General features: G+C 52.2%; 16 protein-coding genes. 6 read left to right on the top strand and 10 right to left on the bottom strand.

Annotated features, from left to right (window positions below):
• Positions 1-49: 49 nt before the first annotated feature.
• The 6 genes from queA (at position 50) to Q399_RS0111710 (ending at position 6,050) form a co-directional block, all read left to right on the top strand.
• A complete protein-coding gene (gene queA, locus Q399_RS0111735; RefSeq protein WP_031568675.1) occupies positions 50-1,084 on the top strand; it encodes a tRNA preQ1(34) S-adenosylmethionine ribosyltransferase-isomerase QueA in 1,035 nt (344 codons plus the stop codon).
• A gap of 97 nt (positions 1,085-1,181) precedes the next feature.
• On the top strand, positions 1,182-2,339 hold the full coding sequence (gene tgt, locus Q399_RS0111730; protein WP_051685926.1) for a tRNA guanosine(34) transglycosylase Tgt: 1,158 nt from the start codon (positions 1,182-1,184) through the stop codon (positions 2,337-2,339).
• A 37-nt stretch (positions 2,340-2,376) separates the two neighbouring features.
• Positions 2,377-2,715 carry a preprotein translocase subunit YajC gene (yajC, locus tag Q399_RS0111725; RefSeq protein WP_031568672.1) on the top strand — a complete coding sequence of 113 codons (339 nt, stop codon included), beginning with the start codon at positions 2,377-2,379 and terminating at the stop codon, positions 2,713-2,715.
• Positions 2,716-2,736: 21 nt separating this feature from the next.
• Positions 2,737-4,587, top strand: a complete 1,851-nt coding sequence (gene secD / locus Q399_RS0111720; protein ID WP_031568671.1) for a protein translocase subunit SecD — start codon at positions 2,737-2,739, stop codon at positions 4,585-4,587.
• Between the two features lie 11 nt (positions 4,588-4,598).
• On the top strand, positions 4,599-5,540 hold the full coding sequence (gene secF / locus Q399_RS0111715) for a protein translocase subunit SecF (protein WP_031568668.1): 942 nt from the start codon (positions 4,599-4,601) through the stop codon (positions 5,538-5,540).
• Between the two features lie 141 nt (positions 5,541-5,681).
• A complete protein-coding gene (locus Q399_RS0111710) occupies positions 5,682-6,050 on the top strand; it encodes a rhodanese-like domain-containing protein (protein WP_031568665.1) in 369 nt (122 codons plus the stop codon).
• Positions 6,051-6,103: 53 nt separating this feature from the next.
• Here the strand turns inward: Q399_RS0111710 and suhB are convergent, their stop codons facing one another.
• The 10 genes from suhB to aroQ form a co-directional block, all read right to left on the bottom strand.
• Positions 6,104-6,907, bottom strand: a complete 804-nt coding sequence (suhB, locus tag Q399_RS0111705) for an inositol-1-monophosphatase (RefSeq protein ID WP_031568663.1) — start codon at positions 6,905-6,907, stop codon at positions 6,104-6,106.
• Positions 6,908-7,019: 112 nt separating this feature from the next.
• Positions 7,020-8,744: a potassium/proton antiporter gene (locus tag Q399_RS0111700; protein WP_031568660.1), complete on the bottom strand. Its 1,725-nt coding sequence runs from the start codon at positions 8,742-8,744 to the stop codon at positions 7,020-7,022.
• A 255-nt stretch (positions 8,745-8,999) separates the two neighbouring features.
• The gene (locus tag Q399_RS0111695; protein WP_157836284.1) at positions 9,000-9,335 is read right to left on the bottom strand and encodes a DUF4144 family protein; all 336 of its coding nucleotides are present in this window, start codon (positions 9,333-9,335) and stop codon (positions 9,000-9,002) included.
• Positions 9,336-9,497: 162 nt separating this feature from the next.
• A complete protein-coding gene (purH, locus tag Q399_RS0111690; RefSeq protein WP_031568656.1) occupies positions 9,498-11,084 on the bottom strand; it encodes a bifunctional phosphoribosylaminoimidazolecarboxamide formyltransferase/IMP cyclohydrolase in 1,587 nt (528 codons plus the stop codon).
• Positions 11,085-11,256: 172 nt separating this feature from the next.
• Positions 11,257-11,547, bottom strand: coding sequence for a DNA-binding transcriptional regulator Fis (gene fis, locus Q399_RS0111685; RefSeq protein ID WP_031568655.1), 291 nt, complete (start codon positions 11,545-11,547; stop codon positions 11,257-11,259).
• An 18-nt stretch (positions 11,548-11,565) separates the two neighbouring features.
• Positions 11,566-12,537 (bottom strand): tRNA dihydrouridine synthase DusB, encoded by a 972-nt coding sequence (gene dusB / locus Q399_RS0111680; RefSeq protein WP_031568654.1) that lies wholly within the window; start codon positions 12,535-12,537, stop codon positions 11,566-11,568.
• A 495-nt stretch (positions 12,538-13,032) separates the two neighbouring features.
• Complete coding sequence (gene prmA / locus Q399_RS0111675) at positions 13,033-13,926, bottom strand: 50S ribosomal protein L11 methyltransferase (protein ID WP_031568653.1); 894 nt, start codon at positions 13,924-13,926, stop codon at positions 13,033-13,035.
• Between the two features lie 188 nt (positions 13,927-14,114).
• Positions 14,115-15,458 (bottom strand): acetyl-CoA carboxylase biotin carboxylase subunit, encoded by a 1,344-nt coding sequence (accC, locus tag Q399_RS0111670; protein ID WP_031568652.1) that lies wholly within the window; start codon positions 15,456-15,458, stop codon positions 14,115-14,117.
• Positions 15,459-15,474: 16 nt separating this feature from the next.
• Positions 15,475-15,930: an acetyl-CoA carboxylase biotin carboxyl carrier protein gene (gene accB / locus Q399_RS0111665; protein WP_031568651.1), complete on the bottom strand. Its 456-nt coding sequence runs from the start codon at positions 15,928-15,930 to the stop codon at positions 15,475-15,477.
• Between the two features lie 27 nt (positions 15,931-15,957).
• Entirely contained in the window at positions 15,958-16,419 is a 462-nt protein-coding gene (gene aroQ, locus Q399_RS0111660; protein ID WP_031568650.1) for a type II 3-dehydroquinate dehydratase, read from the bottom strand.
• Positions 16,420-16,636: the final 217 nt, after the last annotated feature.

Below are 16,636 nucleotides of genomic sequence, written 5' to 3'. Positions count from 1 at the left end.
CGGGTGCGAGCCCATTAATTCCAGTGTTTGTCAGTAAAGCGGACCTGCTATGCAAAAATCAGATTTTTCTTTTGAGCTGCCTGAGCAGCTGATCGCCCGTTTCCCCCAACCAGAACGTTCTGCCAGCCGGCTGCTCAAGTTGCAGCGCCAGACCGGCGATATCGAGCACACCCAGTTTAAAGCGGTGCTGGATGCCATCAATCCGGGTGATCTTTTAGTGTTTAACAATACCCGGGTGATCCCGGCGCGGTTATTTGGCCAGAAGGCTTCTGGTGGCAAAGTGGAAGTGTTAGTAGAGCGGCTGCTCGACGATAAACGATTTCTGGCACATATCCGCGCCAGTAAAGCACCAAAACCCGGTAACCGTTTAATCCTGGAGCAGGAAGCTGAAGTTGAAATGACCTGCCGCCATGGCGAGTTATTCGAACTAACGCTGTTATCCGACGAGCCGGTACTGGCGATGCTGGAACGGCTTGGCCATATGCCACTGCCGCCTTATATCGACAGACCTGATGCCGAGAGCGACCGTGAGCGTTACCAGACGGTCTACAACGCCAAACCAGGCGCTGTGGCGGCGCCAACCGCCGGGTTACATTTTGATGAGCCACTGTTGGCCGCCCTCAAAGCCAAAGGCGTAGAGTTTGCTTTTGTCACCCTGCACGTCGGCGCCGGTACTTTCCAGCCGGTGCGGGTCGATAATATTCTCGAGCACCAGATGCACGCCGAATATATCGAAGTGCCGCCGGAAGTAGTGGCAGCGGTTGAAGCCTGTAAAGCTCGCGGCAACCGCGTCATTGCCGTCGGTACAACTTCGGTACGTTCGCTGGAATCGGCGGCCCAGTTTGCCAAAAAGGCCGGCCAGCCGTTGCAGCCTTATTACGGCGATACGCAGATTTTTATCTATCCGGGTTATCAGTTTGCCGTGGTGGATGGCCTTATCACCAATTTCCATTTGCCGGAATCGACGTTGATCATGCTGGTCTCGGCACTGTGCAGCCGCGATATCATTATGCGGGCTTATCAGGAAGCTATCACACAGCAGTACCGGTTTTATTCGTACGGCGATGCGATGTTAATCCTCTGATTTGCACAGGGCAGGCCTGTCAACATCAGGCCGGCTTTCTGTTACAATCGGACGTTTTTTACAAGGCTGGACTGTTTTTCCGGCCAATGAGGTCACCATGAAATTTGAATTAATCACCACCGACGGCAAAGCCCGGCGCGGTCGTATGACATTTGCCCGTGGCGTGGTCGACACACCAGCATTTATGCCGGTCGGTACTTACGGCACGGTCAAAGGCATGACGCCGGAAGAACTGGCCGCCACCGGCGCACAGATTTGCCTCGGCAATACCTTTCACCTGATGCTGCGCCCCGGCACCGAAATCATCCGCAAACACGGCGACCTGCATGATTTTATGCACTGGGACAAGCCAATCCTGACCGATTCCGGTGGTTTTCAGGTGTTTAGCCTTGGTGAACTACGCAAAATCAAAGAAGAAGGTGTGACGTTCCGCTCACCGCTCAACGGTGAAAAAATTCAGCTGACGCCGGAGCGCTCGATGCAGGTACAGCGGGATTTAGGCTCAGATATCGTGATGATTTTCGACGAATGTACGCCGTATCCTGCTACAGAACAGCAAGCGAAAAAGTCGATGGAAATGTCACTGCGCTGGGCCAAACGCAGTAAAGAAGCCCACGGTGATAATCCGGCTGCACTGTTTGGCATTATCCAGGGCGGCATGTATCCGAACTTGCGCGACGTATCGCTAAACGGCCTGGAAGACATTGGTTTTGACGGCTATGCCATCGGTGGTTTGTCGGTCGGCGAACCTAAACACGAAATGATCAAAATCCTCAATCACACCACAGATAAAATGCCGGCGCATAAACCGCGTTATCTGATGGGCGTCGGTAAACCGGAAGATCTGGTTGAAGGCGTACGCCGCGGCATTGATATGTTTGATTGCGTAATGCCAACCCGTAACGCCCGTAACGGTCATTTATTCGTCAGTAACGGTGTGATTAAGATCCGTAATGCCAAATACAAAGACGATATCGCGCCACTGGACGAAAATTGCGACTGTTACACTTGTAAAAATTATTCGCGGGCATATCTCCATCATCTCGACCGTTGTAACGAGATTTTAGGCGCCCGGCTCAACACTATTCATAACCTCCACCATTATCAGAAATTAATGCAAGGGTTACGCAATGCGATAGAACAGGGCACACTGGATGCCTTTGTCAGTGATTTTTATGCGCGTCGTGGTCTGACGGTGCCGGCACTGGATGCACCGGTGCCTGTCGCTGAGATCACGCCGGCGGTTAATGAATAAATTTAAAAATTAAGCTTTAAAAACTAAGGGGATAACAATGAGTTTTTTTATTTCTGATGCACATGCTCAAACTGCACCAACAGGTCAGCCAGGTGGTGGTTTAGATCTGGTGATTATGCTGGCCGCTTTTGGTCTGATTTTTTACTTTATGATCTTCCGTCCGCAAAGTAAGCGGATGAAAGAGCACAAAAACCTGATGGCGTCGCTGGCCAAAGGTGATGAAGTGCTGACGCAGGGTGGCCTGGTTGGGCGTATTGCCAAAATCGCTGAAGACAAAGACTTTGTCGTGATTGCGCTGAACGACACCACAGAAGTGACTGTACAAAAAGGCTCTATCAGTGCCGTACTGCCGAAAGGCACGATGAAATCGCTGTAAGCAGAGCGAAAGGAATTTACTGTGTTAAATCAAAACTCAATCTGGCGTTATTTGCTGGTGGTAGTGGTGATGGTGGTCAGTTTTATCTACGCCTTGCCCAACATTTACCCCAGCGACCCGTCGCTTCAAATTAATGCGACCCGCGGTGCTGAAGTCACTGCGGAAGTCGTGGAAAAAATCAACACTGAGTTGACGGCCAAACAAATCAGCAGCAAAAGTGTCGTGCTCGAAGACGGCCAGGTGCTGGCGCGTTTTCTGACTACTGAAGATCAGTTAAAAGCCCGTGAAGTCATTGAGCAGCTGCTTGGCGACAAATACGTCACAGCGCTGAATCTGGCGCCGGCCACACCAGCCTGGATGGACAGCATTGGCGCTGCCCCGATGAAACTGGGTCTGGACTTACGCGGTGGTGTGCATTTCCTGATGGAAATCGACATGAAAACCGCGATGGACAAAAACATCAATGATTTAGTCCAGACGTACCGGACTGACCTGCGCGAAGCCAAAGTGCGCTACCGTTCAGTCAGTGCTGACCTGCCGAAGCAAGCGGTGGTGTTGACCTTCCGTACGCCGGAAGACGTCAAAGCGGCGCAAAAAGTGCTGTCGGAAAAAGACCGCGATATGGTGTATACCGAAGGGGCTGACAATAGCCTCGTCGTGACTTTCAGCGAAGCCAAAGTGAAAGCGCTGCGTGAAGACGCTGTAGCACAAAACATCACCATCATCCGTAACCGCGTCAATGCCATTGGTGTCGCCGAGCCACTGGTGCAACGTCAGGGTGCTGAGCGCATCGTGGTGCAGTTGCCAGGCGTGCAGGATACAGCGCGTGCTAAAGAAATTCTCGGCGCAACCGCGACACTCGAATTTCGTTTAGTTGATGAAACTGCCGATGTCGCCAGTGCCGTTGCAGGCCGTCTGCCACCCTCTGCCCAGCTGTTTTATGACCGCAGCGGTGCGCCTGTGGTGCTGCAAAAACGCATCATGCTGACCGGCAACCATATCGTCGGTGCCAATGCTGGTTTTGACGAATACAGCCGGCCGCAGGTGAATATTGACCTCGATGCCAAAGGCGGTAACAGCTTCTCCCTGGCAACGAAAGATGCCATTGGTAAAGCGATGGCTACTGTGTTTATCGAGTACAAACCAACAGGCAAAAAAGACGCGGACGGCAAATCGTTGCTGGAGAAAAAAGAAGAAGTGGTATCGGTTGCCACTATTCAGGCACGTTTAGGCCGTAGCTTCCGCATCACTGGTCTGGATGCACCGGGTGAAGCACAGAATCTGGCGGTGTTACTGCGTGCCGGTGCCTTGATTGCGCCGATTCAAATCGTCGAAGAACGTACCATTGGTCCAAGCCTGGGTCAGGAAAATATTGACCTTGGCATGAACGCCATTATGTGGGGCATGATCGCCGTCGTGGCATTTATGGTGTTCTACTACAAGTGGTTTGGTGTGGTTGCTAACGTGGCATTGGCCTGTAACCTGGTGTTGCTGGTCGGCTTACTGGCGATGATCCCTGGCGCTACTCTGACTTTACCGGGGATGGCAGGTATTCTGCTGACAGTGGGTATGGCGGTGGATGCGAACGTGCTGATTAACGAACGTATTCGCGAAGAGCTGGCCAATGGGCGTTCCGCGATGCAGGCTATTCACGAAGGCTATGACCGGGCTTTTGCCACTATCGCAGACTCCAACATTACCACGCTGCTGGTTGCGCTCATTCTGTTTGGTGTCGGGACTGGTCCGGTGAAAGGCTTCGCCGTCACCCTGGCACTTGGCATTCTGACTTCTATTTTTACCGCCGTTGTGGTGACCCGTCTGATCGTGAACGTGATCTGGGGCCAGAAACGCGGTAACGAACTGCCGGTGTAAGGAGCAGAAGCATGCGGTTATTTATTTTTAAAGACGCCATTAACTTTATGAAGTACAAATGGATTTGTCTGATTGTATCCACTGTATTGGTGCTGGCGTCCCTTGGCAGCCTGTTTACCAAAGGCCTGAATCTGGGGCTGGATTTCACTGGCGGTACTGTGATTGAACTGCAGTTTCCACAGCAGGCTAATCTGGACAAAGTTCGTCAGTCATTGACGGCAGCCGGCTTCGCTGATGCACAAGTGCAATATTTTGGCAGCAGCCAGGATGTGATGATCCGGATAGCGCCGCGTACCGGTGTCGAGCAGAAGACCATTGGCGAGCAAATTGTCGCGGCGGCAAATCAGGCTTCGCCGGAGCAGGTCACTGTGCGCAAAGTCGATGTCGTTGGTTCTTCAGTCGGTGATGATCTGAAAGAAGACGGCTTTTTGGCGATATTGTGTGCGCTGGTCGGGATCCTGATTTATGTCGCTGCGCGCTTTGAATGGCGTTTTTCTGTCGGAGCCGTGGCGTCGCTGTTACACGACGTGATCATTACACTCGGCATGTTTTCTATCACCGGTATGGAATTTGACCTGACTGTATTGGCAGGTATTCTGGCGCTGATTGGTTATTCCATCAACGACACCATAGTGGTATTCGACCGGATCAGGGAAACCTTTCGCAAGTTACGCGATGCCACAGTGGATGAAACTGTCAACGAAGCTATTACTTCGACGTTAAGCCGGACGACAATGACGTCGTTTACCACAGCATTGACGCTGATAGTGCTGTTTTTTATCGGCGGCGCAATGATCCATGGTTTTGCCGCGTCACTGCTGTTTGGTATCGCTATCGGGACTTACTCGTCGGTTTTTGTCGCCAGTGGCCTGGCGGTGATCCTCGGTGCCAGCCGCGAGGATTTGATGCCAACTGTCATTGAAAAAGAAGGGGCGGATACGCCATCTTTGTAACACGGAAAGCCAGTCACCGACTGGCTTTTTTTATATCCAGGGATGGATGGTACGCCGCAAGCGCAGGGAGCAGCTTGTGGCGATGCCCTGTGTTCATTGGCGGACAACATTTTGCAAGCGAAGTATTTGAAGGAGTCATTCATGACTAAACAACATAATGCCGGTTTCCTTGCCATGGTGGATGCAGCGAAAAGTCGGGTGCGGGAAATCACCATTGAGCAATACAATGCGCATCAGGCGCCTTGTGTACTGATTGATGTGCGCGAAGACCTGGAATGGCAAAAAGGCCATTTACCGCAGGCGATGCATATAGGCAAAGGCGTTATTGAACGCGATATTGAAAGCAAAGTGCAGGATAAACAACAAACTTTAATCCTGTATTGCGGCGGCGGTTTTCGTTCAGCTTTAGCAGCGGATGCATTACAGCAGATGGGCTACAGCGATGTGCTGAGTCTGGCCGGGGGTTACACGGCTTGGGTCAATGCCGGTTTGCCGGTGGTGCAGGATTAAGCTGCTTTAAAAACAACAACGCCGGCAAATGCCGGCGTTTTTTATGGTGCTGCTTAGCGCATCAGCGATTCAGGTAAATGCGGGCGCATACCTTTTAACATGGCAGCCAGCACTTTCGGGTTACCGGCAACGACATTGCCGCTTTTCAGCTGGTTATTGCCGCCAACGAAATCGCTGACCAGGCCACCGGCTTCGCGCACAATCAGTTCGCCTGCAGCGATATCCCAAGGCTTTAAGCCGATTTCCCAGAAACCGTCTAAACGGCCTGCAGCGACATAAGCTAAATCCAGCGCAGCTGAACCAGTACGGCGGATGTCCGCAGCAGTGGTGAAGAAGGTTTTAAAGGTTTCGGTGTAAGCGTCCAGCTGATGTTTTTGTTTAAACGGGAACCCGGTCGCCAGGATAGTGCCGCTTAAGTCAGTGGCGTTGGTGACGCGGATACGGCGGCCGTTTAACTGGGCACCACCACCACGGCTGGCAGTGAAGACTTCGCCACGCAGCGGATCATAAATCACGGCCTGATCGAGCTTGCCATTGTGGCGCAGCGCGATTGAGACGGCGAAGTGGGGGATACCTTTGATGAAGTTGGCGGTACCATCGAGCGGGTCGATGATCCATTGGTATTCACTATTGAAGCTGCCGTAATCGCCGCCTTCTTCACCGATGATGTCATGAGTGGGGTAGGATTTACGCAGGATTTGCACTATGGCCTGTTCTGCTTCTTTGTCGACGTTGGTGACAAAGTCGTTTGTGCCTTTCTGGCTGGTCTGAACCATGTCAAGCTGACCACAAGCCCGGGCGATGATATTGCCTGCGCCACGCGCAGCACGAACAGCGATGTTTAACATCGGATGCATAGGGTGAATACCTTATTGTATAAAGAACAGTCAAAAGAGCGGCGCGTATTGTAGCCGCTGGGCGGTAAAAGTAAAGCAATTTTGCGCAGCGGACGGCCTGCTGCGCAGAGGGCTATTCTGCCTGCTCAGGCACTTTCACGCCTACTTTGCGGATTTGCTGACCGTCAAGCTCTGCCACTATCCAGCTCATGCCTGACCATTGCAAAGTATCGCCGACTACAGGTTTGCCGCCGAGCTTTTTGCCGAGGTGATCAGATAAGGTGACCGCATCGCCGCAGGTGGATAAATCCAGCGCGTAGAACATAGCTAGATCTTCCAGCCGCGCAGCACCATCCAGCATAAAATCGCCGAAAAACTCGAAGTCAAAGTTACGCTGTGGCGTTTCGCTGAACATCCGGCCTAACACCGGTAAATCGGCGTCGTGACCAATGATACAAAGCACATCACCTGCCATCAGCTTACTACTGCCGGACGGGTGCAACAGCTGATTGTCGCGGAACAAAGCGACGATGCGGGTATTCTCCGGCATGTTCAGTTGCTTTAATTCGCTGCCAATACACCATTTGTCCGGGTTCAGTTTATAGACAAACATTTCCCATTGGCTGGTCAGTTCAACCTCAATGCCGGCACGGGAAATGGGGGATGGCATTGGCGGCACCACGACATGCGCTTTTTTCGCGAAGAACCCCAGCGTGGTGCCTTGTAACAGCAGCGACACCAACACGATAAAAAACGCCACATTAAAAAACAGCTGAGCATTGGGCAAACCAGCCATCAACGGAAACACCGCTAAAATGACCGGCACCGCGCCACGCAAACCAACCCAGGAAATAAAAGTGCGCTCGCGCAGCGTAAAACTTTTAAACGGCAATAGGCCAATAAACACTGACAGCGGCCGGGCAAACAGGATCATCCACAGCGATAACAACAGCGCCGGCACTGCGATGGGCAGCAATTCGCTTGGCGTCAGCAGCAGGCCGAGTACCAGGAACATACCGATTTGACTGAGCCAGGCCAGGCCATCAAACATATGCAAAATGCCATGGCGGTTGCGGATTGGCTGATTACCCAGCACCAGACCACAAACATAAACACTTAAAATACCGCTGCCGCCAACCGAGCCGGACACCGCGTACAGAAACAGGCCGCCACTGACTGCCAGTAACGGATAAAGGCCGTCAGCGATATGAATGGTGTTGATGAGTTTCAACAGCACCCAACCGCCGGCGAGGCCCAGCAGGATGCCGGCGCCAAATTGCTGGAACAGACTGACAATCACTTTCCATTCGAACTGGGTCTGGCCGGCGGCCAGCATCGAAATTAGCGTGACAGTTAAAAACATCGCCATCGGGTCGTTACTGCCGGACTCTATTTCCAGCGTGGCGCCAACCCGCTCGTTCAGGCCTTTGCCATTCAATAAATTAAATACCACGGCGGCATCGGTCGAACCGACGATTGCGCCAATCAGCAAGCCTTCGAGCGTGGTTAAATCAAATAACCAGGCCGCGGCAAGGCCGGTAAGACCCGCCGTGATCACCACGCCAACCGTTGCCAGCGACAGACTGGGTCCTAATGCGACACGGAAGCTTTTGACATTGGTGCGCATGCCGCCATCAAGCAGGATCACGGCCAGCGCCAGGTTGCCGACCAGATAAGCCATCGAGTAGTCGTTAAACACGATGCCGCCGGGGCCATCGACACCGGCAAACATACCGACAGCCAGGAAAATGACCAGAATAGGCACGCCGATTTTACTGGCCACTGAGCTCATCATGATGGCGGCGGCGACAAGGACTGCACCCAACAGGAATAAATGGTTGATGGTGGTAGCGTCCATGAAGGGCTCCTGTACTGGCTCTGAACTTGGCAGAAAATGATCATTACATTAAAAATGCAGGCGTTAGGCTAAGATTTCAATCAATAATTCATTATTTATCGTGATAAATTTTTATTTATCAATAAAAACATATAGATAGAATTTACAGTTTTTTAATTTAAGCTGGATTTAAAGGCTGATTTTACTGTCATTTCTATTGCGGCAGAGTAGTTTGTTGCTACTTACGCCTGGATTTAAGATTTGCCCCGCTTTTCTCTATGCGTTGGCTTCTGCATCCAGCTGCACTAAGGCTATCAGCGCCGCTATATCAGCAGCAGCGATTTTACTGACGCAGCATTGGTTCTGCGCAAAAAAGTGCCGTTGCACCAGAAGCGTCAGTTCGGGCAGTAACCAGATACGCCCGGTCTCGCTCAGTCTGTGTTCAGCGTCAAAAAACCACTGCTTGCCTGCGCTGTCGATCAATGTATCTGCGCCGTAGACCAACAGCTGTGGCTGCGCTAAAAATTGCTGTAATGTCTGCAGATCTCGCAGCGCCAGCAATTCGTCGCTGCCGGCGTAGACCAATAACAGCGGAAAACGGATATCGTGCATGCGTTGTTTTTCCTCCGGTACTGCGAAGCCATGGCTTAAGTTAGCGAAAAGTCCGGCGCCTGTCGCTACCAACTTCTGCGACCACCTTTTGCAAGGCAGCGAGTAAAAAAAACGGCAGCCGAAGCTGCCGTTATTCTGCATCAATCCAGGACTAATCCGAGTTTAATGACGGAAATGCCGCACACCAGTAAAGACCATGGTCATGCCGTGCTCGTCTGCCGCAGCAATCACTTCAGCATCGCGCATAGAGCCACCTGGCTGGATCACGGCTTTGATGCCGGCTGCAGCAGCGGCGTCAATACCATCGCGGAACGGGAAGAAGGCATCAGACGCCATCACTGAGCCTTTGACTTCCAGATTTTCGTCGGCGGCTTTAATGCCGGCGATTTTGGCACTGTAGACGCGGCTCATCTGACCGGCGCCGACCCCAATAGTCATTGAATCTTTCGCGTACACGATAGCGTTAGATTTGACGTACTTGGCTACTTTCCAGCAGAACAGCAGGTCGCGCAGTTCTTCTGCGGATGGCTGACGTTTGGTTACGACTTTTAAATCGTCCAAACTAACCATTTTCTGGTCACGGTCCTGCACTAACACACCGCCGTTGACGCGTTTGATGTCAAAACCCGTGGTTTTGTCTGACCACTGGCCACAAACCAGCAGGCGCACGTTTGGCTTTTTCGCCACGACTGCCGCAGCTTCTGCAGTGGCAGTTGGCGCGATAATGACTTCAACAAACTGACGGCTGACAATCGCTTCGGCAGTCGTTGCATCCAGTTCGCGGTTAAAAGCGATGATGCCGCCAAAGGCAGAAGTCGGGTCGGTCTGATAAGCGCGGTTGTATGCGGCCAGAATATCGTCGCCAATCGCCACACCACAGGGGTTAGCGTGTTTGACGATAACACAGGCTGGTTCGGCGAATTCTTTCACACATTCCAGTGCTGCATCCGTATCGGCGATATTGTTGTAAGACAGCTCTTTGCCCTGCAGCTGCGTCGCGCTTGCGACAGATGCTTCCTGAATGCTGTTTTCGACATAAAATGCCGCCGCCTGATGGCTGTTTTCGCCATAACGCAGGTCTTGTTTTTTGGTGAACTGGGCGTTAAAGGTTCGTGGGAACTTGCTTGGTGCAGCTTCTGGCGTGTCGTAAGCGCTTAGCATAGTGCCAAAATAGTTCGCGATCATGCCGTCGTACTGGGCTGTGTGCTCATAAGCACTGATCGCCAGACTGAAACGGGTGGCATGGGTGGTGGCGCCATTGTTGGCAGCCATTTCCGCCAGTACTTTGTTGTAGTCAGCAGCGTTCACCACAATAGTCACGTCTTTGTGGTTTTTCGCTGCAGCGCGCACCATAGTCGGGCCACCGATGTCGATGTTCTCAACCGCATCTTCCAGTGTGCAACCGGCTTTGGCCACAGTTTGCGCAAACGGATACAGGTTCACCACAACTAAATCGATAGGCTTGATGTTGTGAGTCGTCATCACGCCTTCGTCAGTGCCGCGACGGCCTAAAATGCCGCCGTGTACTTTGGGGTGCAGGGTCTTCACACGGCCGTCCATGATTTCCGGGTGACCAGTGTAGTCAGACACTTCAGTGACCGGAATACCGGCATCAGCCAGTAATTTTGCGGTGCCACCAGTCGACAGCAGTTCAACGCCCTGTGCATGTAAAGCTTTGGCAAATTCCAGGATGCCGGTTTTGTCAGACACACTTAACAAGGCGCGGCGGATGGGTAAATTTGAGCTCATCGTCAGTCTCTTCTGTTAAATAAAAATCCGGGTCGGGACAGCCAGGGGTTGCAGAAGAATAGTCGGGGAAACCTGGCTTGTCCTCTGAAAGCAGGTTGCAGCAAGAACCTGGCTTTCAGAAACAAAAAAGCACCCGAAGGTGCTTTCTGGCGGGACTCCTCCCGCGGGGGCATTAACTCATGCCGTATTGTTTCAGCTTCTTGCGCAGCGTGCCGCGGTTGATGCCCATCAGGTTGGCGGCCCGGGTCTGGTTGCCGCGGGTGTATTTCATCACTTCTTCCAGCAGAGGGCGTTCCAGCTCTGACAGGACCAGCTCGTACAGGTCGTTAACGTCCTGACCGTTCAGCTGTTGCAGGTAATTCGCCACCGCTTTTTGTACCGCGTTACTTAAAGGCTGCGGTTTTTCCTGAGTCTGTACATGGGCGTTGGTGATAAATGGCGAAGTCACGTTTTGATTAAACATTGCCTAGTCTCTTTTACGTTAGGTTGCTGCTAGTTGTTCGAAATACTGATTTAAAGCATCGATTTGCTGTAACGCGTCCTCAATGCCATTAAATTCACTGCGAAACAGTCCTGCGCTGTCTTGTTCGGCCAGATACCATCCCACATGTTTGCGGGCGATTCTTGGACCTAACACATCACCATAAAGCTGATGCAGACCGCGGACATGTTCCAGCAAAATCTGCCGCACTTCCTGCAATGCAGGCGGCGGAAGTTCTTGTCCTGTGGTCAGATAGTGCACCACTTCCCGGAAAATCCAGGGCCGGCCCTGTGCCGCACGGCCAATCATAATGGCGTCGGCACCGGTATAATCGAGCACAAACCGGGCTTTTTGTGCACTGGTGATATCACCGTTGGCTACCACCGGAATGGACACCGCCTGCTTAATCGCGCGGATAGTGTCGTATTCGGCTTCACCTTTATACATACAGGCTTTGGTGCGGCCATGCACCGCTAAGGCCTGAATGCCGTTGTCTTCGGCAAGCCGCGCAATCTGGACGCCGTTTTTGTGTTCCGGGTCCCAGCCTGTGCGGATTTTCAGTGTTACCGGCACATCCACTGCGCCGACCACTGCCTGAATAATCTGCTCTACCAATTCCGGGTACTGTAACAGTGCCGAACCAGCCAGCTTCTTATTCACTTTCTTCGCCGGACAACCCATATTGATGTCGATAATCTGGGCGCCATGTTCGACGTTAAACTGGGCAGCTTCTGCCATCTGCTGCGGATCTGCACCTGCAATCTGCACCGACCGTAAGCCGGTTTCATCTGCATGTGACATCCGTTTCAATGACTTTTCGCTTTGCCAGACCAAAGGGTTGCTGGACATCATTTCTGATACAGCTAAACCGGCACCAAACCGGCGGCACAGCTCACGAAAAGTGAAATCCGTTACACCGGCCATCGGGGCACAAATCACATTGTTGTCAAGTTGATAAGGACCGATGCGCACCGCTCTGTCTCTGGGCTCTACCCTCAAGGGGCGCTAAGTTTACGGATTTTTGCTCACAATGCAAAGGCTAATATTTAAACAAAAATATAAATTTATCGGGGGTTGGCGGGTTGACAATCGCTAAACGGCTGAAAACTAGACTTATCGGAAATAAGAATGCGGTCTGGCGCGAAGATTTACGCTGGATAATTGTGAAGCTGTGCAAAATGCCACCACATGCTTATGGATGAAATCAACAATGTTCTGCGCAAAAAGTTTCGTAATCGGAACCTGTCCTGTGTTTCGGAAATAAAAAAGGCACCCGAATATTCGAGTGCCACAGGCGAAAATCCCAGGAACATGGTTTTTGGATTTCAGAGCTGTATGTGCCTGCTGTAACAACTCACAAATGTTATACTATAACATTTCATGATGACTGCAAATGCTATTTGTTACCTGGTGCGACCAAACGGGAAAAATGGCTGTTCAGTGCCACTCAAAGATCAAATATGGTTTCTAATCGGCCTGCAAGATTCGTTTCTTGGCACTTAAACGCACCCATTCGTCTTTGACAGCGACAGGGTCAAAGTCAAATTCTGCGCTGTAGGCATCTATCACCGATTGCGCCTGGCTTTCCAGAATACCGGATAACGCCAGTAAACCACCTGGGCGGACATAGGCGCTGATGATTTGACTGAGTTCCGCCAACGGGCCGGCGAGGATATTCGCCACCACCACATCTGCGGCCAACTTGGGTTGATCTTTCGGTAAATACAATTCAATCTGGCCGGCGACATCATTACGCGCCGCATTGGCGGTGCTGGCTTCAATCGCCTGCGGGTCAATGTCGATCCCGACCACGCGTTTGGCGCCAAGTTTCAGCGCCGCGATACCTAAAATGCCGGAACCACAGCCAAAATCGACCACCAGACTGTCGCTGAGGTTCTGTGCATCCAGCCATTCCATACAAAGCGCTGTGGTGGGGTGAGTGCCGGTGCCAAAAGCGAGGCCCGGGTCCAGCATCACATTGACGGCACTTGGATCCGGAATGTCCCGCCAGCTTGGGCAGACCCACAAACGGTTGCCGAAGCGAATGGGGTGGAAGTTATCCATCCATTCGCGCTCCCAGTCTTTGTCTTCCAGCTGCTCTAGTTTGTACTGCACACCCTGTTTAAACAGACTGACCTGTTCGAGCTTGCGGATCACTTTATCCATCGGATGCTCGGCATCAAACAGGCCAACCACCACAGTATTGGCCCAGTAAATCACTTCGCCGGGCATCGGCTCGTAAATCGGTGTGTCCTGCGCGTCAACAAAGCTGACGGCTTGGGCGCCCCAGCTCATCAGCATGTCGCTGACAGTCTCAGCATGTTTTTCAGTGGTGTTTACGCGCAGTTGGATCCAGGGCATAGCGATTTCCGGCAGCTGTCAAAGCGGCGGATTATAACAGGACAGTCAAGGTTTTGTCTTAACGCCATTGGGCTCCTATGGCAACCGGCACAAACTGCTCCCAGCCTTTGCGGAGTGCCGCCCTGCCGTGGACAAAGTAAAGGCGCCGTCTGGCGCCTTTGTTTGCAAAAAGTCAGAGCAAATCCGACTTATTTCATGCCAAGTTTGTGCTCAAGATAATGAATGTTAGTGCCGCCCTGATTAAAGTTGGCATCCGTCATAATCTCTTTGTGCAGATCAATATTGGTTTTGATACCACCGACCAGCAGCTCGCCCAGCGCATTACGCATCCGCGCAATAGCAATAGCGCGGTTTTCACCGTAAGTGATGAGCTTACCGACCATCGAATCGTAGTTTGGCGGCACTGTGTAATCGGCATAGATATGCGAATCCCAGCGCACACCATTGCCACCTGGCGGGTGGAAACGGGTAATAGTGCCTGGCGACGGAATAAAGGTTTTTGGATCTTCCGCGTTGATGCGGCATTCCACGGCATGGCCGCGAATGACGATGTCGGACTGTTTAATCGACAGCGGCATGCCAGAGGCAATACGTAACTGCTCTTTAATCAAATCCACGCCGGTGATCATCTCAGTGACCGGGTGTTCCACCTGGATACGGGTGTTCATCTCGATAAAGAAGAATTCACCGTTTTCATAAAGGAATTCAAAAGTACCGGCACCGCGATAGTTCAGGTCGATACAAGCCTGCACACAACGGCCACCGATAAAGTCACGCTGTTCCTGCGTAATACCAGGTGCCGGCGCTTCTTCAACCACTTTCTGGTGGCGGCGCTGCATCGAACAGTCACGCTCACCTAAGTGAATGGCTTTGCCCTGACCATCGGCTAAGACCTGAATTTCGATATGACGTGGGTTTTCGAGGAATTTCTCCATGTAGACCATGTCATTACCAAAAGCGGCTTTGGCTTCGGCTTTGGTCATCTCAATCGATGACACCAGCTCGTCTTCACTACGCACCACCCGCATACCGCGACCACCACCGCCACCGGCAGCTTTAACGATGATTGGGTAGCCGATGCGTTTGGCGATGGCTTTGTTAGTGTCTGCGTCGTCACCGACTGCGCCGTCAGAACCCGGCACACAAGGTACACCGGCTTTTTTCATCGCTTCGATGGCTGAGACTTTGTCACCCATCAGGCTGATGGATTCCGGGCGCGGGCCAATAAAGACCAGACCGCTTTCTTCGACTTGCTGGGCAAAATCCGCACGCTCAGCGAGGAAACCATAACCAGGGTGAATGGCCTGGGCGTTGGTAACTTCGGCAGCGGCGATTAATGCCGGAATATTCAGGTAGCTTTGTGGTGATGGGGCAGGGCCAATACAGATGGTCTCGTCCGCCAGCAGCACATGCTTGAGGTTACGGTCGACGGTGGAATGCACCGCGACAGTTTTAATCCCGAGTTCTTTGCAGGCGCGCAAAATACGCAGCGCAATTTCACCCCGGTTGGCTATCAGCACTTTTTCTAACATGTGTCGGCCTTTTCGGTTATTCGATCACAAATAAAGGCTGGTCAAATTCAACCGGCTCGCCGTTTTCTACCAGAATGGCCGTGATAGTACCGGCTTTGTCTGCCTGGATCTGGTTCATCATTTTCATCGCTTCAACGATACACAGGGTATCGCCGACTTTAACGCTTTGACCGACTTCGGCGAAGTTCTTCGACGTTGGTGAAGCGGCACGGTAGAAAGTACCGACCATCGGTGAACGCAGTTGATGACCGGTCACAGCCGGAGCTGCTGCCGCGGCTGGTGCAGCTGCTGGCACTGCGGCGGCTGGTGCAGGTGCTGCAGCTGGTGCTGCAGTGTAGTGTACCGGCGCATATTGCTGGACCGGGCCACCACGGCTGATGCGCACAGATTCTTCACCTTCGGTGATTTCCAGCTCGTTAATGCCGGATTCTTCCAGAAGTTCGATCAGTTTTTTAATTTTTCTAATATCCATGACGTTTGCGCCTGACTTGGTTGGAATTTACGGGTTAGCGGGCGAGCTGGTCAACGTTTTGACCGCTGCGTCGAGGGCATAACGGTAACCGTTTGCACCCAGACCACAGATCACACCCTTTGCGATATCGGATAAATATGAATGCCGGCGAAATGCTTCGCGGGCGTGAACATTCGACAAATGCACTTCAATAAATGGCACGGCCACCGCCAGTAAGGCGTCGCGGATGGCGACACTGGTGTGGGTGAAAGCGCCCGGATTGATAATGATAAAATCCTGCTGGCCCAGGCACTGTTGGATAGCTCCCACCAGTTCGTGCTCAGCGTTCGACTGCAGATGAGACAATTCCACCTGCATCGACGCGGCAGTTTGCTGCAGATCGCTGACAATCTGTGTCAGCGTTTGCGCGCCATAAATATGTGGCTCGCGTTGCCCCAGCATATTCAGGTTCGGACCGTTTAACAGCAAAATCCGTAATTTGGCAGTCATTTGTCGATTATTCCGTTGATAATTCTGGATCTGCTTCCATCCTGCCAAAGGTCGGCGAAAAAACAATCTTTTTCAGCTGAAATCTGGCCGGCATTTGCAGATTTGCGCCTCATTATAGTGAAATCGCAGCAAATGGCAGCAAAATACTGGTCTTATCAGCAGATGGGAACTTTTCGCCGCTGTTGTTGTAAAGGGCGGTTCAGCCTTGGTGTTGCGT

The organism is Rheinheimera texasensis DSM 17496 (assembly GCF_000711985.1).
GTDB classification, from domain to species: Bacteria; Pseudomonadota; Gammaproteobacteria; order Enterobacterales; family Alteromonadaceae; genus Pararheinheimera; species Pararheinheimera texasensis.
This window is presented reverse-complemented; position numbering and strand designations above follow the sequence as displayed.